Consider the following 23,137-nt stretch of genomic DNA (forward strand, 5'->3'; position numbering starts at 1 on the left):
GCTTCGCATATGAATAACTTTCCCCGGACATCCCTGCCCCTCGTGGGGGAGATGTCCGGCAGGACAGAGGGGGGCGCTGTCCTGCCAGCGTCTCGATGTTTGATCCTTGGCCTTGACCGATGCATCGGCTGCTAGGCCTCAGATTCGCGCGCGTCGCTCAGATCCTTGCTTGCACCCAATAATGACGAAGGAGAGTTGGCGTTCTGTCACGCCCCCCTCTGCCCTGCCGGGCATCTCCCCCACAAGGGGGGAGATTGGCAGCTTCGGCCGCCGCGCATATCCCGCTTACCTTTCTGGCGGCAATCGCCTTGCAAACTTCCGCCAAATTGCGCGCCGCGCAAAAACATCGACAAGAAATTTCGCCGCCATATCTGCATCTTGGCGCTTGCGTGCCGCATTGCTCAGCCGAGTTGACGGCCCGGGAGGAAGGCCGTGCCGAGGTCCGGCGAATTGGCACTGGTCTGGCGGCGCGGATGTGCAAATATCGCACCGGCAACATTGGAGGATGTGAGCTCATGGCCGACGCTGGATTGTTGCGCTTCCATGTGCCCGAGCCCGAGGTGCGGCCCGGCGGCACGCCGGATTTCTCGAATGTGACCATTCCCAAGGCGGGCTCGGTTCCGCGTCCGGAGATCGAGGTCGATCCGCGCAGCATCCGCGACATGGCTTTCTCCATCATCCGGGTGCTGAACCGCGCCGGCGAAGCGGTCGGGCCTTGGGCCGGGCTGCTTTCGGACGAGGAGCTGCTCGAAGGCCTGCGCCATATGATGACGCTGAGGACCTTCGATGCGCGCATGCAGATGGCGCAGCGCCAAGGCAAGACCTCCTTCTACATGCAGCATCTGGGCGAAGAGGCGGTGAGCTGCGCTTTCCGCAAGGCGCTCAAGCCGGGCGATATGAATTTCCCGACCTACCGGCAAGCCGGCCTTTTGATCGCCGACGGCTATCCGATGGTCACCATGATGAACCAGATCTACTCCAACGAGGCCGATCCGCTGAAGGGCCGGCAGCTGCCGATCATGTACTCGTCGAAGGAGCACGGCTTCTTCTCGATCTCCGGCAATCTGGCGACGCAGTATATCCAGGCGGTCGGCTGGGCGATGGCCTCGGCGATCTACAATGATTCCAAGATTGCGGCAGCATGGATCGGCGACGGCTCGACGGCGGAGTCCGATTTCCATTCCGCGCTGGTCTTCGCATCGACCTACAAGGCGCCGGTCATTCTCAACGTCGTCAACAACCAGTGGGCGATCTCGACCTTCCAGGGCATCGCGCGCGGCGGCTCCGGCACATTCGCCGCGCGCGGGCTCGGCTTCGGGATCCCGTCGCTTCGCGTCGACGGCAACGACTATCTCGCCGTGCATGCGGTGGCGAAGTGGGCGGCGGAGCGGGCGCGCGCCAATCTCGGGCCGACGCTGGTCGAATATGTCACCTACCGCGCCGGCGCGCATTCGAGCTCGGACGATCCGTCTGCCTACCGGCCGAAGGCGGAATCCGATGCCTGGCCGCTCGGCGATCCGGTGATCCGGCTGAAGAACCATCTCATCCACAAGCAAGTATGGTCGGAGGAGCGCCACACCCAGGCCGAGGCCGAGATCCTCGAAACGGTGATCGCGTCGCAGAAGGAGGCCGAAAGCCACGGCACACTGCATGCCGGCGGCAAGCCGTCGACACGCGACATGTTCGAGGGCGTCTATGCCGAGATGCCGCCGCATCTCAGGCGCCAGCGCCAGCAGGCGGGGGTCTGACCATGCCGAGACGCACGATGATCGAGGCGATCCGTGACGCCATGGACGTGTCGATGGGGCGCGACAGCCAAGTCATCGTCTATGGCGAGGATGTCGGCTTCTTCGGCGGCGTGTTCCGCGCCACGCAGGGCCTGCAGGCCAAATACGGCAAGAGCCGCTGCTTCGACGCGCCGATCAGCGAATCCGGCATCGTCGGCTCGGCTATCGGCATGGCCGCCTATGGGCTGAAGCCCTGCGTCGAGGTGCAATTCGCCGACTATGTTTATCCGGCTTACGACCAGATCGTGTCGGAGGCGGCGCGGCTGCGCTATCGCTCCAACGGCGACTTCACCTGCCCGATCGTGGTGCGCATGCCGACCGGCGGCGGCATTTTCGGCGGCCAGACGCACAGCCAGAGCCCGGAAGCGCTGTTCACCCATGTCTCGGGCCTGAAGGTGATCGTGCCCTCCAATCCGCACGACGCCAAGGGGTTGCTGATCGCGGCGATCGAGGATCCGGACCCGGTGATCTTCCTCGAGCCGAAGCGGCTCTATAACGGCCCGTTCGACGGCCACCACGACAAGCCGGTGACGCCGTGGTCGAAGCATGAGCTGGGCGAGGTCGCCGACGGCCACTACACGATCCCGCTCGGCAAGGCGGCGGTCCGCCGACCGGGATCGGCCGTCACGGTGCTCGCCTACGGCACGATGGTCTATGTCGCGCAGGCGGCGGCCGAGGAGACCGGCATCGACGCCGAGGTGATCGATCTCAGGACGCTGCTGCCGCTCGACCTGGAGGCGATCGTCGCCTCGGTGAAGAAGACCGGGCGCTGCGTCGTCGTGCACGAGGCGACGCTGACCTCCGGCTTCGGCGCCGAGCTGGTCGCGCTGGTGCAGGAGAACTGCTTCTACCATCTGGAAGCCCCCGTGGCGCGGGTCGCCGGCTGGGACACGCCCTATCCGCATGCGCAGGAATGGGACTATTTCCCCGGCCCGGCGCGGGTCGGGCGCGCGCTCGTCGAAACATTGGAAGCTTAGAGTGGGGGAGGCCTGAGATGGGCGAGCACGTTATCAAGCTTCCCGATGTCGGCGAAGGCGTCGCCGAGGCCGAGCTGGTCGAATGGCACGTCAAGGTCGGCGACCTCGTGCGCGAGGACACGGTTCTCGCCGCCGTCATGACCGACAAGGCAACCGTCGAGATCCCCTCGCCGGTCGACGGCGAGATCCTGTGGCTCGGCGCCGAGATCGGCGACACGGTGGCGATCGGCTCGCCGATCGTGCGGCTGAAGGTGGCCGGCGAAGGCAATGTGAAGGCAGACTCGACGCTTGCGGATGTTACAGCGGAGGGTACGCCTGACGATGCGGCGGCTCGCCCGTCCTCGGGCCCGGCGCCGACATCGCCCAATCTGGCGCCGTCATCCTCGGGCTTGTCCCGAGGACCTGCCGTCCCCCATGCCGGGACCAATACCGGGAGGTCGCTAGATCCTCGGGACAAGCCCGAGGATGACGGCGTTAAAAAGGATCGCGCCATGCCCAGCCTTTCGGGCCCGCCGCGCGCGGAAGGCGAGAAGCCGCTGGCCTCGCCTGCCGTGCGCCTGCGCGCGAAGGAAGCCGGCATCGATCTTCGGCAGGTTGCGGGCAGCGGTCCGGCCGGACGCATCAGCCATGAGGACATCGACGCGTTCGTCGCGCGCGGCCCGCAAGTCGCCCGCGCCACCGGGCTTGCCCGGAAGGACGGCGTCGAGGACATCAAGGTCGTTGGTCTCAGGCGCAAGATCGCCGAAAGGATGGCGCTCGCCAAATCGCGCATCCCGCATATCACCTATGTCGAGGAGATCGACGTCACGGCATTGGAAGACTTGCGCGCCACGCTCAACAAGGAGAAGCGCGCCGATCGCCCGAAGCTGACGCTGTTGCCTTTCCTGATGCGGGCGATGGTCAAGGCGATCGGCGAGCAGCCGAACCTCAACGCCTTGTTCGACGACGATGCCGGCATCATCCACCGGCATGAAGGCATCCATATCGGCATCGCCGCGCAGACGCCCAACGGGCTGGTGGTGCCGGTGGTGAAACATGCCGAGGCGCGCGACCTGTGGGATTGCGCGGCGGAGGTCAACCGGCTGGCCGATGCGGCCAAGTCCGGCACGGCGAGCCGCGAGGAGCTTTCCGGCTCGACCATCACCATCACCTCGCTCGGTGCCATGGGTGGCGTGGCGACGACGCCGGTCATCAACTATCCCGAAGTGGCGATCGTCGGCGTCAACAAGATGATGGTGCGGCCGGTGTGGGACGGCACGCAGTTCATCCCGCGCAAGATGATGAACCTGTCGTCCAGCTTCGACCATCGCGTCATCGACGGCTGGGACGCCGCGGTGTTCGTGCAGCGCATCAAGGCGCTGCTGGAGACGCCGGCGCTGATCTTTGTGGATTGATGGGGCGGGGCGATAGAGATGTCGGCGGGACAGCGCCCCCCTCTGCCTTGCCAGGCATCTCCCCCACAAGGGGGGAGATCGGACGTCACGCCGGCTTTCGCCAATCACCAGCGCCGCGGGAATGAGCGAGGCGCCAAAGCTGCCAATCTCCCCCCTCGTGGGGGAGATGTCCGGCAGGACAGAGGGGGGCGCGAAGGATCTCGACGGAACGTTCCCTTGGATCGAAGGGCCACAACATGAAAGAAATCTCCTGCAAGCTGCTCGTCATCGGCGCGGGGCCGGGCGGTTATGTCTGCGCCATCCGCGCCGGCCAGCTTGGCGTCGACACGGTTATCGTCGAAGCGGGCAAGCCGGGCGGCACCTGCCTCAATGTCGGCTGCATCCCGTCCAAGGCGCTGATCCATGCGGCGGAGGCGTTCGAGAAGGTCGCTCATATGGCCGGCGGCAAGGATCCGCTGGGCATCAAGGTCGCCGCGCCGACGCTCGATCTTGCGAAAACCGTCGGCTGGAAGGACGGAATCGTTAGCCGGCTCAACAGCGGCGTGGCCGGATTGCTGAAGAAGGCCAGGGTGAAAACCGTGCATGGTTGGGCAACCTTCCGGGACGGCAAGACCGTCGAGGTCGAGACCGAGACCGGAACCCAGGTGATCCGCGCCGAGACTGTCGTCATTGCCACTGGCTCGGCGCCGGTAGAATTGCCGTTTATGCCTTTCGGCGGGCCGGTCATCTCGTCCACCGAGGCGCTGGATCTCGGCGAGGTGCCGAAGAAGCTCGCGGTCGTCGGCGGCGGCTATATCGGGCTCGAGCTAGGCATGGCCTTCGCCAAGATAGGCGCGAAGGTCACCGTGGTGGAGGCACTGCCGCGTGTGCTCGCGCAATATGACGCCGAGCTGACGCGGCCGGTGCTGAAGCGGCTGGGCGAACTCGGCGTCGAGGTGATGACAGGCGCGAAGGCCAAAGGCCTGTCGGCCAAGGGCGACGCGCTGCTGGTCGAGACGGCCGACGGCAAGAACGCCAAGATCGCCGCCGACAGGATCTTGGTCACGGTCGGCCGCAAGTCGCTCACCGAGGGCTGGGGGCTGGAGCAGATCGACCTCGACATGGCGGGAAAATTCATCCGCATCGACGACCAGTGCCGCACCTCGATGCGCGGCATTTTTGCCATCGGCGACGTCACCGGCGAGCCGATGCTGGCGCACCGTGCCATGGCGCAGGGTGAGATGGTGGCCGAGATCGTCGCCGGCCACAAACGAAGCTGGGACAAGCGCGCCATTCCGGCGATCTGCTTCACCGATCCGGAGCTGGTCACCGCCGGCCTGTCGCCCGAAGAAGCGAAGGCGCTCGCCGGCGAGATCAAGATCGGCCAGTTCCCCTTCGCCGCCAACGGCCGCGCCATGACCAAGCAGGGCGAGGACGGTTTCGTACGGGTCGTGGCGCGTGCCGACAATCATCTGGTGCTGGGCATCCAGGCGGTCGGGCAGGGCGTGTCGGAACTGTCGGCGGCGTTCGGCCTGGCGTTTGAGATGGGCGCGCGGCTGGAGGACATCGCCGGCACGATCCATGCACATCCGACGCAGGGCGAAGGTTTTCAGGAAGCGGCGCTGAAGGCGCTGGGCCACGCGCTGCATGTTTGAGCGCTTCTTCCTTCTCCCCCTGTGGGAGAAGGTGGATCGGCGCGCAGCGCCGAGACGGATGAGGGGTGTTCCAGCGAAGTGAGACGCTGGCTTTCCCTGGAGCACCCCTCATCCGTCGCCTTCGGCGACACCTTCCCCCACAAGGGGGGAAGGGGGAGCCGCCCCCTCAGCTCGCGAGCCGGCTTACCATCTCGTGCTGGGCGTAGGCGCGGCCGAAGCGGTTGGCGAGGAAGGCGTCGAGCGCGATGTCTTCCTGGCGGACAAAACCCTTCGCCGGCAGGCTGCCGTCGGCCAGCATGTCGAGCACGGCGCAGATGCCGGAGGCGGTGGTGATCTGGATGGCGCTGCGCACGATGTTGCCGACGCGCTGCGAATAGATCTTGTTGGCGTAGGTTTCCTGCAGCAGGCGGCCGTTGCGGCGACCCGAAACGGTGACGAAGACGATGACCACGTCCTGCAGCGTCGCCGGCAGGGCGCTTTCGAAAATATCCTTCAGCACATCGCGGCGGTGGCGGAGCCCAAGGTCGTTGAGCAGCGCCTTCATGATCGCGGCATGGCCGGGATAGCGGATGGTGCGGTAGTTCAGCGTGCGCACCTTGCCCTTCAGCGTCTCGGCCAAAGTGCCCAGGCCGCCGGAGGTGTTGAAGGCCTCATAGGTGACGCCGTCGAGCGAGAACTCCTCGCGCTCCTCCAGCGGCGGCACCTCGATCAGCTCGCCCTCGACGATCGCCTCGCAGGGCTCGCAATATTCGTTGATGACGCCGTCGGTGCTCCAGGTGAGGTTGTAGTTCAGCGCGTTGGACGGATATTGCGGCAGCGCGCCGACGCGCATGCGCACGCTTTCCAGCGTGTCGAAGCGGCTGGCGAGATCATTGGCGACGATCGAGATGAAGCCCGGCGCCAGGCCGCATTGCGGGATGAAGGCGCTTTTGGCGTCACGCGCCAGCTCCTTGACGCGGCGGGTCGAGACGACGTCCTCGGTGAGGTCGAGATAGTGCACGCCGGTGGCGGCGGCCGCCTCGGCGATGCGCGTGGTGAGGTGGAAGGGCGCGGCGCTCAGCACGGCGAACTTGCCGGCAAGCACTTTCTCGAGCTCACCCGAGGCAGTGATGTCGAGCTCCTGCGTCGCGACGCCCGCCGGCAGTTCGGCGGCGGCAAGCTGAGCCGCCGAGCGGTCGACCAAAGTAACATGATAGTCGCCCGTCGCGTTCAGCATTTCCGCGATGGTCGAGCCGATCTTGCCGGCGCCGACGATAACGATGTTCTTCATGATCATATCCCCTGCCAATGCTGATTTCGATGTGGCGGGAATCTTCGCAGCTTGCCTGTCGAAAGGAAGCGTGGAATCTGGCAATATGAAGCCGAACTTTGAGCGATATGCCGAAAGGTTTCGTCGAAATGATCAGTGAAGCCGAACAAGCGCTGCTTACGCTGTTGCGCGCCAACGCCCGCGCCTCGACCGCCGAGCTCGCGCGCCAGCTCGGCGTGTCGCGCACCACGGTGCAAAGCCGCATCGAACGGCTGGAGCAGCGCGGCATCATCGCGGGCTATGGAGTCAGGCTGTCGCCCGACTACGAGCAGGGTCTGGTCAAGGCGCATGTGCTGCTCACCGTCACGCCGAAGCTCGCCGACAAGGTGGTGCGCAGCCTCGCGGCGATGCCGCCGGTCCGGACAGTGCATTCGGTGAGCGGCAATTTCGACATGATCGTCATCGTCGACGCGCCATCGATCCGCGACCTCGACGCGCTGCTCGACCGGATCGGGGCGATGGAGGGGGTGGAGCGGACGTCGTCGTCGATTATTTTGTCGACGCGGGTGGATCGGTGAAACTGTTGAGATGCTGGCGCGAGGCGCCCCCCTCTGTCCTGCCGGACATCTCCCCCTCAAGGGGGGAGATCAGATGTCACGCGGGATTTCGCTAATCGCCAACTTTGCAGTAATGAGCAAGGCGCCGAAGCTGCCAATCTCCCCCCTTGAGGGGGAGATGCCCGGCAGGGCAGAGAGGGGGGCGAAGGAATAAGGCGTTTGTTTTTCCTCGCTCCGATCAAGCCCTGCGTCTCTCCGGGCCCTCGTCAAGCCACGCCACATCCTCCGGCGTCAGCTTGATATCCAGCGCCCTAAGGCTGTCCTCCAGCTCGTCCAGCGTGCGCGGGCCGATCAGCGGGACCGAGGGGAAGGGCTGCGCCAGGACATAGGCCAGCGCGACATGGATCGGGCTCTTGCCGAGCTTGCGCGCCAGCTCGATTGCGCGGTCGCGGCGGCCGAAATTCTTTTCCGAATACCAGACCCGCACCAGCTCCTCATTGTCGGTCCGGTCGCGGCCGGCGCGGTCGGTGAAGAAGCCGCGCCCCTGGCTCGACCAGGCGAAGTTCGGCATCTGCCTTGCCGCCAGCCAGGCCTTCCAGGCATCGGTTGACGAGGTGACGCAGCCGGCCCAGATCGGTTCCAGCATCTCGGCCAGCGAGAAATTGTTGGAGAGCGCGCCGGGCTTCTGCTTGCCGTTCTTTTCGGCATAGCGAATAGCTTCGTCCATGCGCTCCATCGTCCAGTTGGAGCCGCCGAACAGGCCGCGGATGCGGCCGGCCTTGGCCTCGGCGTCCATGGCATCGACGAACTCGCCGACCGGCACGTCCGGATTGTCGCGATGCATGAAATAGATGTCGACATGGTCGGTCTGCAGTCGGTCGAGCGACTGCGCCAGCTGCTTGCCGATCACGTCGGGATAGCAGAGCGGCGAATGCGCGCCCTTGGCGATGATCACCGACTGCTCGCGCACGCCGCGATTCTTCAGCCATTGGCCAAGCAGCGTCTCGGTGTAGCCGGCACCATAGACATAACCGGTGTCGAACAGATTGCCGCCGGCTTCGAAATAGGCGTCGAGCAGGATCGAGCCGGAGGAGAAGGTGCGGAAATCCTCGAAGCCGAGCGCCAGCAGCGACACCGCGCGCGGCAGGCCCGGAATGGCGCGCTTGCCGATTGCCTTGCCATCGGTCCGCAGCGGCCGGCCAGAGAGGGTGTTGACGCGGTTAGCCGGCTTTTCGATGTCATACTCCAGCCCGACCGCGGCGCGCCATTTGTCGAGAACGCGCAGCGTGCCGAGGCTGTCGGCCCAGCCCATGCCCGGCCAGCCGAACTCCTGCCGGCCGGCCAGGATCGCCTCGCCGGCGGCATCGACCTCGAAGGAATAGACATGGCGGGTCTCGCCGAGGCTGACCACCTCGCGAGCCGCCCCGGACCGGATCACCTCGATCCGGCCCGGTCCGACGTCGCGGTTGCCACCGGCGAACCAGAAATCGGGCACCTCGATTTGACCCTTGGTGCCAAAGATGCGCAGCACATTGTCCTGGTTGAGCGAGATGCTGCAGGAGATCTCGGCGACGATGCCACCCGGGAAGGTGAGCAGGGCCGAGGCCCACTCGTCGACGCCCGATTGGCCGAGATGGGCGGCGCCGACAACCTTGTCCGGCTCGAGGAAAGGCTGCCCGGCGGCGGCGCCCGCGATCAGCCGCGCCATCGACACCGGATAGCCGCCGACATCGAGGATGCCGCCGCCGGCCATGTCGTTGGCGTAGAGCCGGTGTTCCGGCATGAAGCCCGGCATGGCGAAGCCGAAGCTCGACTTGATCATGCGCACCTCGCCGATGGCGCCCGACTTGATCAGCTCGATCAATTGCAGCGTCTGCGGGTGCAACCGGTACATGAGGGCCTCGCCGAGAAAGGTGCCGGCCTTGCGCGCCGCATGCATCATGGCGTCGGCCTCGAAGGCGGTCAGCGTCAGCGGCTTCTCGCATAAGACATGCTTGCCGGCTTCGGCGGCCTTGATCGCCCATTCGGCATGGCCGGGATGCGGGATCGAAATGTAGACGGCGTCGACTTGCGTGTCGGCGAGCAGCGCCTCATAGCCGTCGAGGATGCGCGCGTCCGGAAAGGTCTCGGCCAAGCCCGGCTTGGCGGGATTGCGGGCGCCGAGCGCGACCAGCTCGCCGTTGCGCGACCCCGCCACGCCGCCGGCAAAGGATTTCGCGATGCTGCCGGGTCCGAGGATGCCCCAGCGGATTTTCTTGGGTGAGGGTGTCATGTCGAATTCTCCATGGGTCGCCGCCACGCCTGGCGTGCCGGCAATGAAAATCTGCGGGTCAGCGGATCCTGGCACCCGCCTTGTCGAAGAGCAGCGCCCGTTCCGCCTTGATCGAGACCTTGAAATGGTCGCCGCTGGCGCGCTGGCGCGAGGCCTCGCGCTCGACGATCAGCTCCTCGGGTCCGGCATTGGCGTAGACATAGCTGACGGAGCCCAGATGCTCGGCGACGTCGGCCTTGACCGGGATGTCGCAATCGCCCTCGCCGGCCTCGAAGAAATGCTCCGGCCTGACGCCGAGCACGACCTCGGCGCCGATGGCGGGAAAAGTCTCGCAAAGCGGCTTGCGCAATTTGGCGCCGCCGTGGTGGGCGAGCTCGATGATGGCTGCGCTGTTGGAGGTGTCGACGACCTTGGCGCTGAGGAAGTTCATCTTCGGCGAGCCGATGAAGCCGGCGACGAAACGGTTGGCCGGGTCGTCATAGAGATCGAGCGGCGCGCCGATCTGCTCGACATTGCCGGCTTTGAGCACAACGATGCGGTCGGCCAGCGTCATCGCCTCGGTCTGGTCATGCGTCACATAGATCATGGTGACGCCGAGCTCCTTATGCAGGCGCGAGATCTCGACCCGCATCTGCACCCTGAGCTCGGCGTCCAGGTTCGACAGCGGCTCGTCGAACAGGAAGACCTGCGGCTCGCGCACGATGGCGCGGCCGATGGCGACGCGCTGGCGCTGGCCGCCGGAGAGCTGCTTCGGCCGCCGCTGCATCAATTCGTCGATGCGCAGGATCTCGGCGGCTTTCCTGACCCGGCGCTCTGTGTCGGCCTTCGGATTGCCGTTCATGCGGAGGCCGAAGGAAAGGTTCTGCTCGACCGTCATATGTGGGTAGAGCGCGTAGGACTGGAACACCATGGCGATGCCGCGGTCGGCCGGCTCGACGTCGTTCATCACCTTGCCGCCGATGGCGATGTCGCCGCCGCTGATGTCTTCCAGCCCGGCGATCATCCTCAGCAGCGTGGACTTGCCGCAGCCGGAGGGCCCGACGAAGACGACGAACTCGCCGTCGGCGATGTCGATGTTGGCGCCGTGGACGACTTCGAAGATGCCGAAGCGTTTGACGACATTGGTGAGGGTGACGGCCGCCATGTCAGAGCGAGATATGGCTAGGTTGGATCATTCTGTGTTCCAGTCTGCGAGGCATTTCGCGCTCTCCTATTTGACCGCGCCGGCGGCGATGCCGGCGATGAAATGGCGCTGCAAGAGCACGAAGACGATCAGCATCGGCACCGTCAGCATCACGGCGCCGGCCATGATGCCGCCCCACGAAACCTTGGTCAGGCCGATCAGCGTGCCGAGCGCCACCGGCGCCGTCATGGCGCCCGGCTGGCTGTTGATCAGCAGCGGCCACAGATAGTTGTTCCACGAGGCGAGGAAGAGGATGATCGCCAGCGCCGCCAGCATCGGGCGGGCCAGCGGCATCGCCACGAACAGGAAGATGCGCCATTCCTTGACGCCTTCGACGCGCGCCGCGTCGAACAATTCGGCCGGCATCATCGAAAAGGCCTGGCGCATGAAGAGCACGCCCAGCGAGTTGAACAGCGGCGGCACGATCAGCGCGATCCAGGTGTTGGCCAAGGCGAAGTCGCGCGCCACCATGATGAATTGCGGGATCAGCACCACCGCGTAGGGCAGCGTGATCGTGCCGAAGATGATGGCGACGACCGCGCCCTTGCCGTGGAATTCGTAGCGCGCCAGCGCCCAGCCGGCCATCGAGGTGAGCAGCACCGAAAGGACCGTGTAGGTCACCGCCACCGAGACCGAGATGCCGATGGCCCCGATGAAATTGGTGTCGCGCTGCAGGTTGGCGACATTGTCGAGGAAATTGTCATGCGGCAGGAGCTCGATGCCGGGGCTGAAGATGCCGTTGTCGGGCATGGTGGAGAACACCACCATCATCCACAGCGGGAATAGCCAGACCAGCGCCAGCGGCGTCAGGAAAAGATGCAGCGCAATGACGCGCCCGAGTCTTGCTTGCGAGCGCGAGGTCATTTCGGCTCCCTCATCAGCCAGAGCTGCACCAGGGTGATGGCGATGGCGAGCCCGGCCATGGTGTAGGCGACGGCCGAGGCGTAGCCGAAATTGAGCGAGCGGAAGCCCTGGCGATAAAGCAGCAGCCCGAGCGTCTCGGTGCCGCCGCCCGGGCCGCCGCGCTCAGTGATCAGGAACGGCTCGGTGAAGAGCTGCATGGTGCCGATGATCGACAGCACGGCGCAAAAGACGATGACCGGCTTCAGCAGCGGCAAGGTGATATGGAAGAACTGCTTCACCCTGCTGACGCGGTCGAGCGTCGCCGCTTCGTAGACGTCCTCCGGGATCGACTGCAGGCCGGCGAGGATGATGATGGCGTTGTAGCCGGCCCAGCGCCAGGTCACCGCGATCATGATCAGCGCCATCGCCGGCGTGACGTTGGAGAACCAGTCGATCTTGGCCAGGCCGACGCTGTTCAAGAGCTTGTTGACGATGCCGAAATCGAGGCTGAACATCAGCCGGAAGACGGCCGAATAGGCGACCTCGCCGACCACCACGGGCGCGAAGAAAGCGAAGCGGTAGAGGCCGCGGGCTTTAAGCAGCGGCGAATTCAGAAGCACCGCCATGACGATCGCCAGCGCAATCATCACCGGCACCTGGATGACCAGGATCAGCAGCGTGTTCTTCAGCGCATTGTAGAAGGCGGGGTCGCCGATCAGGCGGCCCCAGTTGAACGCCGGCGCGAAGCGCCAAGGCACGGTGCGCGTCGCCTGGAAGGAGATGATGAAGGAAGAGATGATCGGCCAGATCCAGAAGATGGCGAATATCAAAAGATAGGGCGTGAGGAAGCGGTACGCGGTGGCGTTCTGGGTGCGCATCGGCTTCCTCCTTTCGTCTGTCTTTTCCTTCTCCCCCTGTGGGAGAAGGTGGCCGCGAAGCGGCCGGATGAGGGGTGTTCCAGGGAACGCCAACGTCTCACTCCGCTGGAACACCCCTCATCCGTCTTGGCGCTGCGCGCCAATCCACCTTCTCCCACAAGGGGAGAAGGCAAAGTGGCGCCCTATTTAACCGGCAGGCCGGTCGCGGCGGCGATCTGCTTGGCGGCGTCGTCGAGCGCGGCCTTGGCGTCGGGATAGCCGTTGGCCAGATATTTGGTCTGCACGGCGCGGACGATGATCTCGGCGTCGCTCTGGAACTGCGTGCCGCGGCTCGGCACCACCTTGGGCAGCGTGGCCAGGATGTCCTTCCACACCGCCTGGCCGCCCCAATAGGGCTGCGGCTGCGACACGTAAGGATCGTCGAGCGCCGAGATCAGCGACGGCACCAGGCCGAAATCCTTCAGCATGGTGATCTGGCCGTCATTGGTCTCAAGCGTGTATTTCAGATAGGCGTAGGCCGCTTCCTTGTTCTTCGAGGCCGAGGTGATGGCCAGGGACGAGCCGCCGAGATTGGCGGCGCGCGGGCCGTCGGCGGTCAGGCTCGGCATCAGATAGACGCCCCATTTGCCGCTCTCCTTCGGCGATTCGGTGCGGATCGTGCCCTCATACCAGCCGCCATAGACCTGGCTGGCGACGGTGCCGGCGGTGTTGTTGGTGATCTTGGTCGACCAGTCGGCCGACGACACGATGCCGGCGTCCTTCATCTCCTTGACCTTGGTCATGGCATCGACGCATTTCGGCTCGGCCACGGTGATCGACTGGCCATCCTCGGCGAAATAGGCGCAGCCCTGCTCGTTGGAGATCATGCGGAAGAATTCGGTGTCGCCGTTGAAATCGGCATTGGTCATCGTCACGCCCGGATTGGCGTCCTGGATCTTCTTGCCGGCGGTGATGAAATCGTCCCATGTCTTGATCGAGGCCGGGTCGACGCCTGCCTTTTCGTAGAAGTCGCGGCGGTAGAAGACGGCGACCGGGCCGGAATCCCAGGGCATGGCATAGGCCTTGTCGCCGACCTCGAGCTCGGTGCGCTTGAAGTCGGGGAATTTCTTCTGGTCTTCCGCCGTGTAACCCAGCGTGTGCAGGTCGACGAAGCAGTCCGGGAACTGGCTCCAGTAGTTCTCCGCCTCGCCGTTCTCGATCGAGACGATATCGGGCAGGCCGACGCCGCCGGCGGCGCAGCCGGCGATCGATTTGTCATAGGTGGGCTGGTTGCCTAGGTCCTGAACCGTGACCTTGATGTCGGGGTATTTCTTGTTGAAGCCCTCGACCGTCGCCTTCAATGACGAGGCGGCGATGTTCCAGCTCCAGATGGTGATCTCGCCGGACTGCGCCAGCGCCGGGCCGGAGCCCAGGGCAAGCATAAGCGCGGCGCAGGTCAGTGTAGTGCGCATTGAAATCCTCCCATTTCATTTGCTCTCTCACTGTGAGCGTGGCTAGACTATGCGGCGCGGAAGGCTTGTCGCCGTCAGAGGGAATAAGAAGTTGGCGGAAAGTAAGATGCCGGGGCGTCCATTCTACCAGCCTGGCGCGAGCAGCGTCGAAGGACTGCCGCTTGTTTTGCAGATGTTCCACAACCACCCGTTGTTGATGCTGAAGCCGCACTGGCACGCCCAGGTCGAGGTGAATTTCATCGTGCAGGGCTCGGTGCATTACCGCATGGCCGAGCACGAGATCTCGCTTTCGGCCGGCGAGATGTGCCTGTTCTGGGGCGGTCTGCCGCACCAGATGGACGATCTTTCCGACGACGCCGTCTATGCCGGCGCGCATCTGCCGCTGGTGCATTTCTTCCGCCTGCATCTGCCGGCCGACATCCGCCACCGGCTGATGACCGGCGCGACGCTGGTGACCAACGCCACCGACCAGTCGGACAACGACAATTTCAGGCGCTGGAACGAATATGCGCGCGCCGGCGATCCGGCGAGGGCCGAGCACGCCGTCAACGAGCTGCTCTTGAGGCTCGAGCGGGTGCGCTTCGAGCCGTACCGGCTGGTGCCGGAAAGGGTGGCCGGGCAAGGCGCCGGCAATGCCTTCGACCAGCAGTCCTCGCGCAATGTCGGGCGCATGTGCGATTTCATCGCCGAGAATTTCCTCTACGACGTCGACTGCGTGACCATCGCGGCTGCCGCCGACATCCATCCCAAATACGCCATGAGCCTGTTCAAGAAATCGACCGGCATGACGCTCAACGAATATGTCAATCTGCTGCGACTGAGCTACGCCCAGGCGCTGCTGATGCATGAGGACGCCAATGTGCTGAGGGTCGCCATGGACTCAGGCTTCGGCTCGCTCAGCGCCTTCAACAAATCGTTCCGCAAGCTCGCCGGCATGTCGCCCTCCGATTTCCGCCGGGCGGGCGGGGCGCGGTAAAATGGCCGACGGTGGCCCAACGTTCGTCATTCTAGGGTCTGCGCGCGTCGCTGCGCTCCTTGCTCCGCCCTAGAATGACGACGTCACCGGAGTTCGCACAGCCGGAAAGCTGACCGTGACGCCGAGACCCGGATTGCGGTCCTCCAGCACGATGGCGGCGCCATGCAGGTCGGCAACCGCCTTGACAAGGCTGAGGCCCAGGCCGCTGCCCGGCGTCGTGCGGCTGGCATCGAGCCGATAGAGCCGGCGGAACACTTTCTCGCGCTCCTCGGCGGGAATGCCCGGGCCATTGTCGCGGACATGAATGAGGACGTGGTTGCCTGCCCTGGTCACCGAGAGCTCGATCGCGGTGCCCGGCGGGCAATGCCTGAGCGCGTTCTCGACCAGATTGGCCAACATCTGCATGAGCAGGTCGCGGTCGCCGTGCACGTACCATTTCGTATCCGGAACAATCATGGTGGACAGAGACTTGCCGTCGTCCTCGGCGACATCGGCATAGACTTCGCCAATGGTCTCGACGACCGGCCCGACATCGAGATCGACGAAGCGCGTCTTGCGGGCGCCAGCTTCGATCTGGGCGATGCGCAGCAAAGCGTCGAACGTGCTGTTGATCTGCTGGCTCTCGGCGCGGGCGTCGGTCAGCTCGGTCGAGACGTCCTCGCCCGACACCGTCTTGTCGGCGGCCGTTTCCAGGATCATCTGCAACCGGTTGAGCGGCGTCTTGAGATCATGGGCGATGTTGGCGCTCACTTCGCGCATACCGTCGACCAGGGCCGACAGGCGCTCGAGCGCGGAATTCACCTGGGCGGAGACGGCGTCGATGTCGTCGCCATTCCCGATCAGCGGGATGCGGGCGTCGAGCCGCCCATGCGAGACGTCGATCATGGTGTCGGCGATGCCATCGAGGCGCCGCTGGACGCGCGAGGCAAGCACGGCGCCGCCGCCGACCGCCAGGACGGTGATGAAGAGCGTGGCCCAGCCGAAGCTCATCAGCACGATGGTTTCGAGATCCTCGGTTTCCGAGAGCGAGAAGGCGACCGTCAGCTTGTTGTCGCCGACCGTGCCTGAGTAAGCGCGGTATTCGGTATGGGGCGGGACACCCGGCAACTCGGCAGCGAACATTGAAAAACCCTCCGGTAGGCCGGAAGCGGTGAAATCCCCGGCGAGGCGGTTGCCGGCCTTGTCAGTGAGGGAAAAGATCTGGTCCTTGTCTTGGCTGAACTGGGCATGGTCCCTGACGGTTGAAACGAGATCCTCCTCGTCGCCCTCGGCATGGGTCGCGGCGATGAGCGAATAGGTCTCCTTGATCGACTGATCGAGCTGCCTGGCCAGCGAGGCGCTCATCAGCTGATAGACGATCGCGCCGGACAGGATGAAGGCCAGCAGGAACAGGAAGGCGAAGGTCAGCGCCAGCCGGAACGGCGTGCTGCGCAGCAGGCTGGAGCGTCTCCCGCTCATATGACCGCGCAGGCGGTTGGCCGCCCTGCAATAGCGGATGCGAGATCAGGCCGGAACATGCAGGCTGTAGCCGGTATTGCGCACGGTGTGGATCAGCGGCACGTCGAACGGCCTGTCGACCTTGGCCCTGAGCCGGCTGATATGCGTCTCGACGACACTGGTCTTGGGGTCGAAATGAAAATCCCAGACGCGCTCGAGCAGCATGGTGCGGGTGATGACGCGGCCCTCGCCGCGCATCAGCACTTCGAGCAGGCTGAATTCGCGCGGCTGCAGGTCGATCGGCTGGCCCTGCCTGGTGACCCGGCGCTGGATAAGGTCCATTTCGAGGTCGGCGACGCGCAAAGCCGTCTTCTGCTCCTGCGCCGCCGGCCGCCGGCCGAGCGCATGGATGCGGGCAAGCAGCTCGGAAAAAGCGAAGGGCTTGACCAGATAGTCGTCGCCGCCCGCTTCGAGGCCCTCGACCCGGTCGTCGACGCCGCCGATCGAGGTCAGGAAAATAGCCGGCGTACGGATGCCGGCGGCGCGCACCGCCTTGATCATCGACAGGCCGTCGAGGCCGGGCACCATGCGGTCGGCGACGATCACGTCATAGGCGTTGCGGGTCGCGGCGAAGAGCCCGTCATGACCGTCGCGCAGTAAATCGCAGACATGGCCGGCCTCGGTCAGTCCCCTGACGATATAGTCCGCGGTTCTCGGATCGTCTTCAACAAGCAGAAGTCGCATCGCCCGGTGCTGTCCTTGCTAGTCCAACCATTTGTTTTTACGAGCTTTCAGACCGAATAACGCTACACATTTTTGCGAGAGACAGCCGATATCCATCGCGAGCCGACGAGGGCAGCGGCGAAGAACCGGGCGGCCGGCGGTGAGAGCGACCTCATGGTCGTCCCGCGCTCGCGCCCAGCGTGAGGAGAAGCTCGTCCAGTTGCCCGAACGTCTCGCCCATCGCATCGGCCGCCCCGGTGCCGGCAGCGTCGAGAGCTTCTTTCGAGGGATAGAGCTCGTGCATGACCAGCAGCGTCTTGCCGCCCTTTTCCTCGAAGGTCACCGTGGTGACGGGTCCACCGTCGCCGCCTTCGTCATTGGTCCAGGCGAGGCGCGAGTACGGTACCACTTCGATATACCTGCCGAAGAACTCGGCGGGGTTCGAGGCATCGTGGCCGAACGCCAAATGGTACCCGCCCCCGACGCGAACATCCATCTCGCAGGAACGCAGGATCATGCCCATCGACTTCGGCGCCCACCACCGCTTGAACAGTTCGGGCTTGGTCCACGCCTCGAACACGATGCGCGCCGGAGCGTCGAAGGTTCGCGTAACGACCAGCTCACGGTCGGACCTCCGTTCTACCGTCGTGCGAGCAGGCTCACTCCGTTCTTCCATCGACTTCCTCCTTCCGTTTCAGTTCCTCGACAACCTTGTCCAGCTCTTCGAAGCGTGTATCCCAGAGCCGGCGGTAGCTCTCGATCCAAGCCGCCTCTTCCTCCAGTCCGCGCAGGCCGAGCGTGCAGGTCCGCACCCGCCCGGCTTTCCGGGTGGTGACGAGCCCCGCCTGCTCCAAGACGCCGACATGCTTCTTCATGCCTGTGAGGGTCATGTGGAATTTCTCGGCAAGCTCCGTGATCGAGGCCTCCGCGCGTCCGAGCTGCTCCAGAACGCCGCGCCGGGTGGCGTCCGAGAGCGCGGCGAACGAGACATCAAGGCTGGGTTTCGAATACTGAACCATTTGGTTCAGTGTCTAACGCATCGATGAGCGGCGCGCAAGGGATAGCGGGCGTGCTGCGCCGCCGACCGCCTTCGCCCGGGCCCGTCTCGCTGCTGCAACTTACGGTGAATGTCGACATGCTCTAGTTCCCCGGACAGGGATTTTGAAAGGTTGGCGTTTGTCTTAGGGCAAGATTTCCGTTCATTTGCGTGAATCAGCGCAAACGCCGGGGATTGGTTGAAGCCGCCTCAACCTCGTCATTCTATGGCGGAGCAAGGAGCGAAGCGACGCGCGCAGACCATAGAATCCATGCCGCGACTTGGAAGCGCCGCCACGGTGCAGAATTTTGCTCCGTTGCACGCCTTGGCGAAGGTAACGGCATGGATTCCAGGGTCTTCGCGACGGAGCTTCGCTCCTGCTCCGCCCTGGAATGACGATCGCGATGGGCGTTTCGACCAATCTCCAACGCATGCCACCTGCCAACGCAAACAGAGCCGACTGGTCAAAATCCCTGTGCGGCGCCTCTAGTCGAGGAGCGCCAGCTCGTCTTCGTCGATCAGCTTTCTCAGCGTCATATGGAGAATGATGGCCACGATGCAGCCGAGAAAGGTCAGGCTGGTGAAGGTGACGCCGAAGCCCAGCCCGCCATATTCGGCCGGATGCGAGAGCAGGTCGCCGAAGGAGGCGCCGAACGGCCGGGTCAGGATATAGGCAAGCCAGAAGGCGAGGACGCTGTTGAGGCCGAGGAAGAACCAGGCACAAGCGATCGCCGCGATCACGCCGCCGAAGATGAGGCCGGTGGCGAGATAGCCGATATCAAAGCGCTCGGCCACCAGATCGCCGGCAGCCGTGCCGAGCGAGAAGGTGAAGAGGATCGCCAGCCAGCAGAAGATCTCGCGCCTGGTGGTAAAGATGGTGTCGATCGACAGCGTCCTTTCGCTGGCGTACCAGGCCGCGAAAGTCAGTGCGAGAGCGACCGAGAAGACGACGGTCGTCGTCTCCAGCCGCACGCCGAAATTGTCGACCAGGTTGTCGGTGACCAAGGTGCCGACGACGCTGATCAGCACGACCGCGAGCCAATAGGCCCAAGGTACATAGCGTTTCTGCGCAAACTGCAGGACGAGTGCGACGATGAGGATGCCGCCCATCATCAAGGACGTGACGGTAAGGCCGAGACCGAGATTGACGGCGAGGTAGTCGGCCGCCGTCTCGCCCATGGTCACCGCCATGATCTTGATCAGCCAGAAATCGAGAGTGACGTCCGGGACGCGGCTGGGCGCGAGGTTGTCGGCTTGAGAGATCATGGCGCGATCCGTTGTTCGTTCGAGCCACCTCGAATTCCGTATGGCGGCGACGCCCAAATTAGGCTGGCGAAGTCACCGCGGCCTGTCCGCGTTCTTACAAATTCGTAAGGTCGGCCAAAAACACCCGCCGGGCCTCGCCATCACGCGGCAGAGAAGCTAGACAAGCTTGGCGCGCCTTCTTGGCGTCGGAACGGTGAGAAGAATGGCCTACACATCCCTCAAATCGGCGCCGAGGGCGTTCGACCAGCACAAGCGCCTGATCGTCGTGCAGGCGGCCTCGGTGATGGCTATCGTCCTGCTGCTGTTTTCCAAGCCGTTCCTCAGCGAGGGCTCGAACGGGCACGAGCTGATGGAGACGGTCGGCTTCGGCCTCGTGCTCGTCTGTTTCCTTGGTCGGCTGTGGAGCATCCTCTATGTCGGCGGCAAGAAGAACAACGAACTGGTCGTCGCCGGCCCGTTCTCGATGACCCGCAATCCGCTCTATTTCTTCTCGACCGTCGGCGCGGCCGGCATCGGACTGATGTTCGGGTCGGTGCTGGCGGCTGTCATGCTCGGCCTGGCAAGCTATCTCGTCTTCCGCTTCACCGCGCGCAAGGAAGCCGAATACCTCGCCGGCAAGTTCGGCGCGTCTTACGCGGCCTATGCCAACCGCACTCCGCGTTTCTGGCCCAACCCGCTGCTTTACCACGACGAGGCGCAGTGGCTGTTTTCGACGATGGCGTTGCGGAACACGTTTCGCGACGGGCTCTATTTCCTGGCTTTGTTTCCGGTGATCGAGGCGGTCGAATATTTGCGCCTTAGCGGCGACCTGCCGACGCTTTTCACGGTTTATTAGTTCTCCGCGATCCATTCCGTGGCGTCGAGGCGTTGCCTCGGTGCAGAATTCTGCTCCGCTGTGCCCTTCGATCAAGGTAACGGCATGGATTCCAGGGTCTTCGCGACGGAGCTTCGCTCCTGCTTCGCCCTGGAATGACGAGGTTGAGAGGCTTCCGCCAGTCTTCAGCGTTTGCGCAGCTTCACCGGAATGAACGCCGCTCAGCGTACCCTGCCGCGCGCGGCGCGGCGGGTGCTCTGCAGGAGAATTGCCAGGCAGCCGGCGAGAAGCAGGAAGCCGCCGACGAGCGGCGGCAGCCCCAAGAACTTCACCGCGGCGGTGATCAGCGCGATCAGGATCAGCGCGAGCAGGGCGAGATTGCCGTCGTCGACGAACATGCCGACGAGCTCGTTGAAAACGAGACGGATCATCGGGCAACTCCTTCGGCGGGCGCCGGGTAGGCGCCGCGCAGCCAACGCACAATGGCGAAGGATGCGGCGGCAATGATGGCGAAGATGGCGAGCAGAGCGAGGTCGGCGCCCGGCCACTCGGCGCCGAGGCCTTCGCCGGTCCAGAACACGCCGAAACTGGTCAGCATCAAGCCGACGACGAATTTCAGCGCATTCTCGGGCACGCGCGCCAAAGGACGATGCACGGCAAGGCCGATCAGCATCACCAGCACGAAGGCCGCCAATGCGCCGAGGCCGGCATAGAGCGTCTGGCCGTGCGCGGCGCCGACGGCGATGACGATGAACACCACTTCGACGCCTTCGAGCAGCACCGCCTTGAACGATGCGACGGCCGCCAGATAGTCGGCGCGGCGGTCGGCGGCCTGCCGCCGCAAGGCCGCGGTCTCCCTGGAAAAGGCCTGCTCCTCGTCATGCAGCGCGATCACGCCGGCGCTGCGCAGGATCGCCTTTCTCAGCCAGCGCATGCCGAACAGGATCAAAAGCACGCCGACCACGAATTGCAGGGCGGCGATGGGGACGAGCGCCAGCAGTGGTCCGAACGTCAGCACCAGCGCCGCAAGCAAGATGAGCGCCAGGGCCGCGCCGGTCAGGGCTGGGCGCCAGCCGCGCGTCACGCCGACGGCGAGCACGATGGTGAAGGCTTCGACCACTTCGACGAAGGACGCCAGGAACGAGGCCGTCACGGTGGAAAATATCGGGGTCAGGCCATGCATGCAGGCTTGGTCCAATGCTCGGGAATCATCGGGTGGCGTGAACGATACAGCGCTTCGGCGGCGCAGAGAATGCCAGGGATGAGGCGATCGGCGCCGCCTCCGGCCCCATCACGCCCTGACGCGAGGGCGGACATTCGCAGAACGCATTGACGGTCTGTATCCGTTCGGTGTCCGTTGTATCGCGGCACTGCCCTGGCTATCTGCTGGAGCAACAAGAAGTTCAAGCGGCGATGGGCCGCTCCAGCAGGAATGGAGCCATGAAGAAGATCGGATTTCTGTCGTTCGGGCATTGGTCGCCCTCGCCGCAATCGGGCACGCGCTCGGGCGCCGACGCGCTGCTGCAGTCGATCGACCTCGCGGTCGCGGCCGAGGAACTCGGCGCCGACGGCGCCTATTACCGCGTCCACCATTTCGCCCGCCAGCTCGCCTCGCCGTTTCCGCTGCTTGCCGCGGCCGGCGCCAGGACCAAGCGTATCGAGCTCGGCACCGCCGTCATCGACATGCGCTACGAGAACCCGCTCTACATGGCCGAGGACGCGGGCGCCGCGGACCTGATTGCCGGCGGGCGTCTGCAGTTGGGCATCAGCCGCGGCTCGCCCGAGCAGGTGATCGATGGCTGGCGCTATTTCGGCTACGTGCCGGAAGAGGGCAAGAGCGATGCCGACATGGCGCGCCGGCACTCTGAGATCTTCCTCGACCTGTTGCGCGGCGAAGGCTTCGCCCAGCCCAATCCGCGGCCGATGTTCCCCAACCCGCCCGGCCTGCTCAGGCTCGAGCCCTTCTCGGCGGGCCTGCGCGAACGCATCTGGTGGGGCGCGGCCACCGACGCCACGGCCGTGTGGGCGGCCAAGCTCGGCATGAACCTGCAAAGCTCGACGCTGAAATTCGATGAAACCGGCGAGCCGCTGCATGTCCAGCAAGCCAAGCAGATAAGAGCCTACCGCGCGGCCTGGAAGGAAGCAGGCCATGCCAGGGAGCCGCGCGTCTCGGTCAGCCGCAGCATCTTCGCTCTCGTCAACGACATGGACCGCGCCTATTTCGGCGGCAGCGAGGGCGAGGACCATTTTGGTTATATCGAGCCGGAGAAGCGCGCCGTGTTCGGCCGCACCTATGCCGCCGAACCGGACGCGCTCATCGAGCAGTTGAAGGAGGACGAGGCGATAGCCGAGGCCGACACGCTGCTGCTCACCGTGCCCAACCAGTTGGGCGTCGACTACAACGCCCATGTCATCGAGTCGATCCTGAAGCATGTCGCGCCGGCGCTGGGCTGGCGGTGAGGGCTTGGCGGGAATCATGCTGGCGATAACGATTGGCGAAAACAACCGAGCGTAATCTCCCCCCTTGCGGGGCAGGGCAATCGCATATGGCGTTGGGAGTTCGGACAACCCGGCATGTCTTAGCGTCATCCTCGGGCTTGTCCCCATAGGCGCTAACTTAGGCTTGACGGTGATCGTGGTGAGTGATTCACCGTGGGTCA

21 protein-coding genes are annotated in these 23,137 nt (G+C 64.6%); 8 read left to right on the top strand and 13 right to left on the bottom strand.

Annotated features, from left to right (window positions below):
- The first annotated feature begins 515 nt into the window (after positions 1-515).
- From FJ419_RS30120 to lpdA, 4 genes are all read left to right on the top strand, one after another.
- Positions 516-1,748: a 3-methyl-2-oxobutanoate dehydrogenase (2-methylpropanoyl-transferring) subunit alpha gene (locus tag FJ419_RS30120; RefSeq protein WP_140700784.1), complete on the top strand. Its 1,233-nt coding sequence runs from the start codon at positions 516-518 to the stop codon at positions 1,746-1,748.
- Between the two features lie 2 nt (positions 1,749-1,750).
- Positions 1,751-2,764, top strand: a complete 1,014-nt coding sequence (locus FJ419_RS30125) for an alpha-ketoacid dehydrogenase subunit beta (RefSeq protein ID WP_140700785.1) — start codon at positions 1,751-1,753, stop codon at positions 2,762-2,764.
- Positions 2,765-2,781: 17 nt separating this feature from the next.
- Positions 2,782-4,158, top strand: a complete 1,377-nt coding sequence (locus tag FJ419_RS30130; protein ID WP_140700786.1) for a dihydrolipoamide acetyltransferase family protein — start codon at positions 2,782-2,784, stop codon at positions 4,156-4,158.
- Positions 4,159-4,394: 236 nt separating this feature from the next.
- The gene (lpdA, locus tag FJ419_RS30140) at positions 4,395-5,792 is read left to right on the top strand and encodes a dihydrolipoyl dehydrogenase (RefSeq protein ID WP_140700787.1); all 1,398 of its coding nucleotides are present in this window, start codon (positions 4,395-4,397) and stop codon (positions 5,790-5,792) included.
- A gap of 166 nt (positions 5,793-5,958) precedes the next feature.
- Here the strand turns inward: lpdA and FJ419_RS30150 are convergent, their stop codons facing one another.
- The gene (locus FJ419_RS30150) at positions 5,959-7,062 is read right to left on the bottom strand and encodes a saccharopine dehydrogenase family protein (protein ID WP_140700788.1); all 1,104 of its coding nucleotides are present in this window, start codon (positions 7,060-7,062) and stop codon (positions 5,959-5,961) included.
- Between the two features lie 128 nt (positions 7,063-7,190).
- On the opposite strand from FJ419_RS30150, the gene FJ419_RS30155 reads away from it, so the two are divergent.
- Positions 7,191-7,619 carry an Lrp/AsnC family transcriptional regulator gene (locus FJ419_RS30155; protein ID WP_140636583.1) on the top strand — a complete coding sequence of 143 codons (429 nt, stop codon included), beginning with the start codon at positions 7,191-7,193 and terminating at the stop codon, positions 7,617-7,619.
- A 217-nt stretch (positions 7,620-7,836) separates the two neighbouring features.
- On the opposite strand, the gene FJ419_RS30165 is transcribed toward FJ419_RS30155, so the two are convergent.
- From FJ419_RS30165 to FJ419_RS30185, 5 genes are all read right to left on the bottom strand, one after another.
- Positions 7,837-9,870 carry an aldo/keto reductase gene (locus FJ419_RS30165; RefSeq protein WP_140700790.1) on the bottom strand — a complete coding sequence of 678 codons (2,034 nt, stop codon included), beginning with the start codon at positions 9,868-9,870 and terminating at the stop codon, positions 7,837-7,839.
- A 58-nt stretch (positions 9,871-9,928) separates the two neighbouring features.
- Positions 9,929-11,014 carry a sn-glycerol-3-phosphate ABC transporter ATP-binding protein UgpC gene (gene ugpC / locus FJ419_RS30170; protein ID WP_140700791.1) on the bottom strand — a complete coding sequence of 362 codons (1,086 nt, stop codon included), beginning with the start codon at positions 11,012-11,014 and terminating at the stop codon, positions 9,929-9,931.
- 66 nt (positions 11,015-11,080) lie between these two features.
- A complete protein-coding gene (locus tag FJ419_RS30175; protein ID WP_140546522.1) occupies positions 11,081-11,917 on the bottom strand; it encodes a carbohydrate ABC transporter permease in 837 nt (278 codons plus the stop codon).
- On the bottom strand, positions 11,914-12,774 hold the full coding sequence (locus tag FJ419_RS30180) for a sugar ABC transporter permease (protein WP_140700792.1): 861 nt from the start codon (positions 12,772-12,774) through the stop codon (positions 11,914-11,916). Before FJ419_RS30180 ends, FJ419_RS30175 begins: the two co-directional genes overlap by 4 nt.
- Before the next feature lie 182 nt (positions 12,775-12,956).
- Complete coding sequence (locus FJ419_RS30185; RefSeq protein WP_140546520.1) at positions 12,957-14,225, bottom strand: ABC transporter substrate-binding protein; 1,269 nt, start codon at positions 14,223-14,225, stop codon at positions 12,957-12,959.
- A 106-nt stretch (positions 14,226-14,331) separates the two neighbouring features.
- On the opposite strand from FJ419_RS30185, the gene FJ419_RS30190 reads away from it, so the two are divergent.
- Positions 14,332-15,201, top strand: coding sequence for a helix-turn-helix domain-containing protein (locus FJ419_RS30190; protein WP_140700793.1), 870 nt, complete (start codon positions 14,332-14,334; stop codon positions 15,199-15,201).
- A 69-nt stretch (positions 15,202-15,270) separates the two neighbouring features.
- On the opposite strand, the gene FJ419_RS30195 is transcribed toward FJ419_RS30190, so the two are convergent.
- The 5 genes from FJ419_RS30195 to FJ419_RS30215 all read right to left on the bottom strand — a co-directional run bounded on the left by FJ419_RS30195 (position 15,271) and on the right by FJ419_RS30215 (position 19,663).
- Entirely contained in the window at positions 15,271-16,659 is a 1,389-nt protein-coding gene (locus tag FJ419_RS30195; RefSeq protein WP_140700794.1) for a HAMP domain-containing sensor histidine kinase, read from the bottom strand.
- Between the two features lie 45 nt (positions 16,660-16,704).
- Positions 16,705-17,382 (bottom strand): winged helix-turn-helix domain-containing protein, encoded by a 678-nt coding sequence (locus tag FJ419_RS30200; protein ID WP_140683150.1) that lies wholly within the window; start codon positions 17,380-17,382, stop codon positions 16,705-16,707.
- 151 nt (positions 17,383-17,533) lie between these two features.
- Positions 17,534-18,037, bottom strand: a complete 504-nt coding sequence (locus FJ419_RS30205) for an SRPBCC domain-containing protein (RefSeq protein WP_140700795.1) — start codon at positions 18,035-18,037, stop codon at positions 17,534-17,536.
- Complete coding sequence (locus FJ419_RS30210) at positions 18,021-18,380, bottom strand: metalloregulator ArsR/SmtB family transcription factor (RefSeq protein WP_140700796.1); 360 nt, start codon at positions 18,378-18,380, stop codon at positions 18,021-18,023. Before FJ419_RS30210 ends, FJ419_RS30205 begins: the two co-directional genes overlap by 17 nt.
- Positions 18,381-18,883: 503 nt before the next feature.
- Entirely contained in the window at positions 18,884-19,663 is a 780-nt protein-coding gene (locus FJ419_RS30215; protein WP_140700797.1) for a hypothetical protein, read from the bottom strand.
- A gap of 202 nt (positions 19,664-19,865) precedes the next feature.
- On the opposite strand from FJ419_RS30215, the gene FJ419_RS30220 reads away from it, so the two are divergent.
- Positions 19,866-20,498: an isoprenylcysteine carboxylmethyltransferase family protein gene (locus FJ419_RS30220; protein WP_140700798.1), complete on the top strand. Its 633-nt coding sequence runs from the start codon at positions 19,866-19,868 to the stop codon at positions 20,496-20,498.
- A gap of 200 nt (positions 20,499-20,698) precedes the next feature.
- Here the strand turns inward: FJ419_RS30220 and FJ419_RS30225 are convergent, their stop codons facing one another.
- Both FJ419_RS30225 and FJ419_RS30230 read right to left on the bottom strand, forming a co-directional pair.
- Positions 20,699-20,908, bottom strand: a complete 210-nt coding sequence (locus tag FJ419_RS30225; RefSeq protein WP_140700799.1) for a hypothetical protein — start codon at positions 20,906-20,908, stop codon at positions 20,699-20,701.
- Positions 20,905-21,660, bottom strand: a complete 756-nt coding sequence (locus FJ419_RS30230) for a COG4280 domain-containing protein (RefSeq protein WP_140700800.1) — start codon at positions 21,658-21,660, stop codon at positions 20,905-20,907. Before FJ419_RS30230 ends, FJ419_RS30225 begins: the two co-directional genes overlap by 4 nt.
- 257 nt (positions 21,661-21,917) lie before the next feature.
- On the opposite strand from FJ419_RS30230, the gene FJ419_RS30235 reads away from it, so the two are divergent.
- Positions 21,918-22,937 (top strand): LLM class flavin-dependent oxidoreductase, encoded by a 1,020-nt coding sequence (locus FJ419_RS30235; protein ID WP_140700801.1) that lies wholly within the window; start codon positions 21,918-21,920, stop codon positions 22,935-22,937.
- Positions 22,938-23,137 lie beyond the last annotated feature (200 nt).

Origin of the sequence: Mesorhizobium sp. B2-6-2 (genome assembly GCF_006440615.1) — a bacterium.
Taxonomy (GTDB): domain Bacteria; phylum Pseudomonadota; class Alphaproteobacteria; order Rhizobiales; family Rhizobiaceae; genus Mesorhizobium.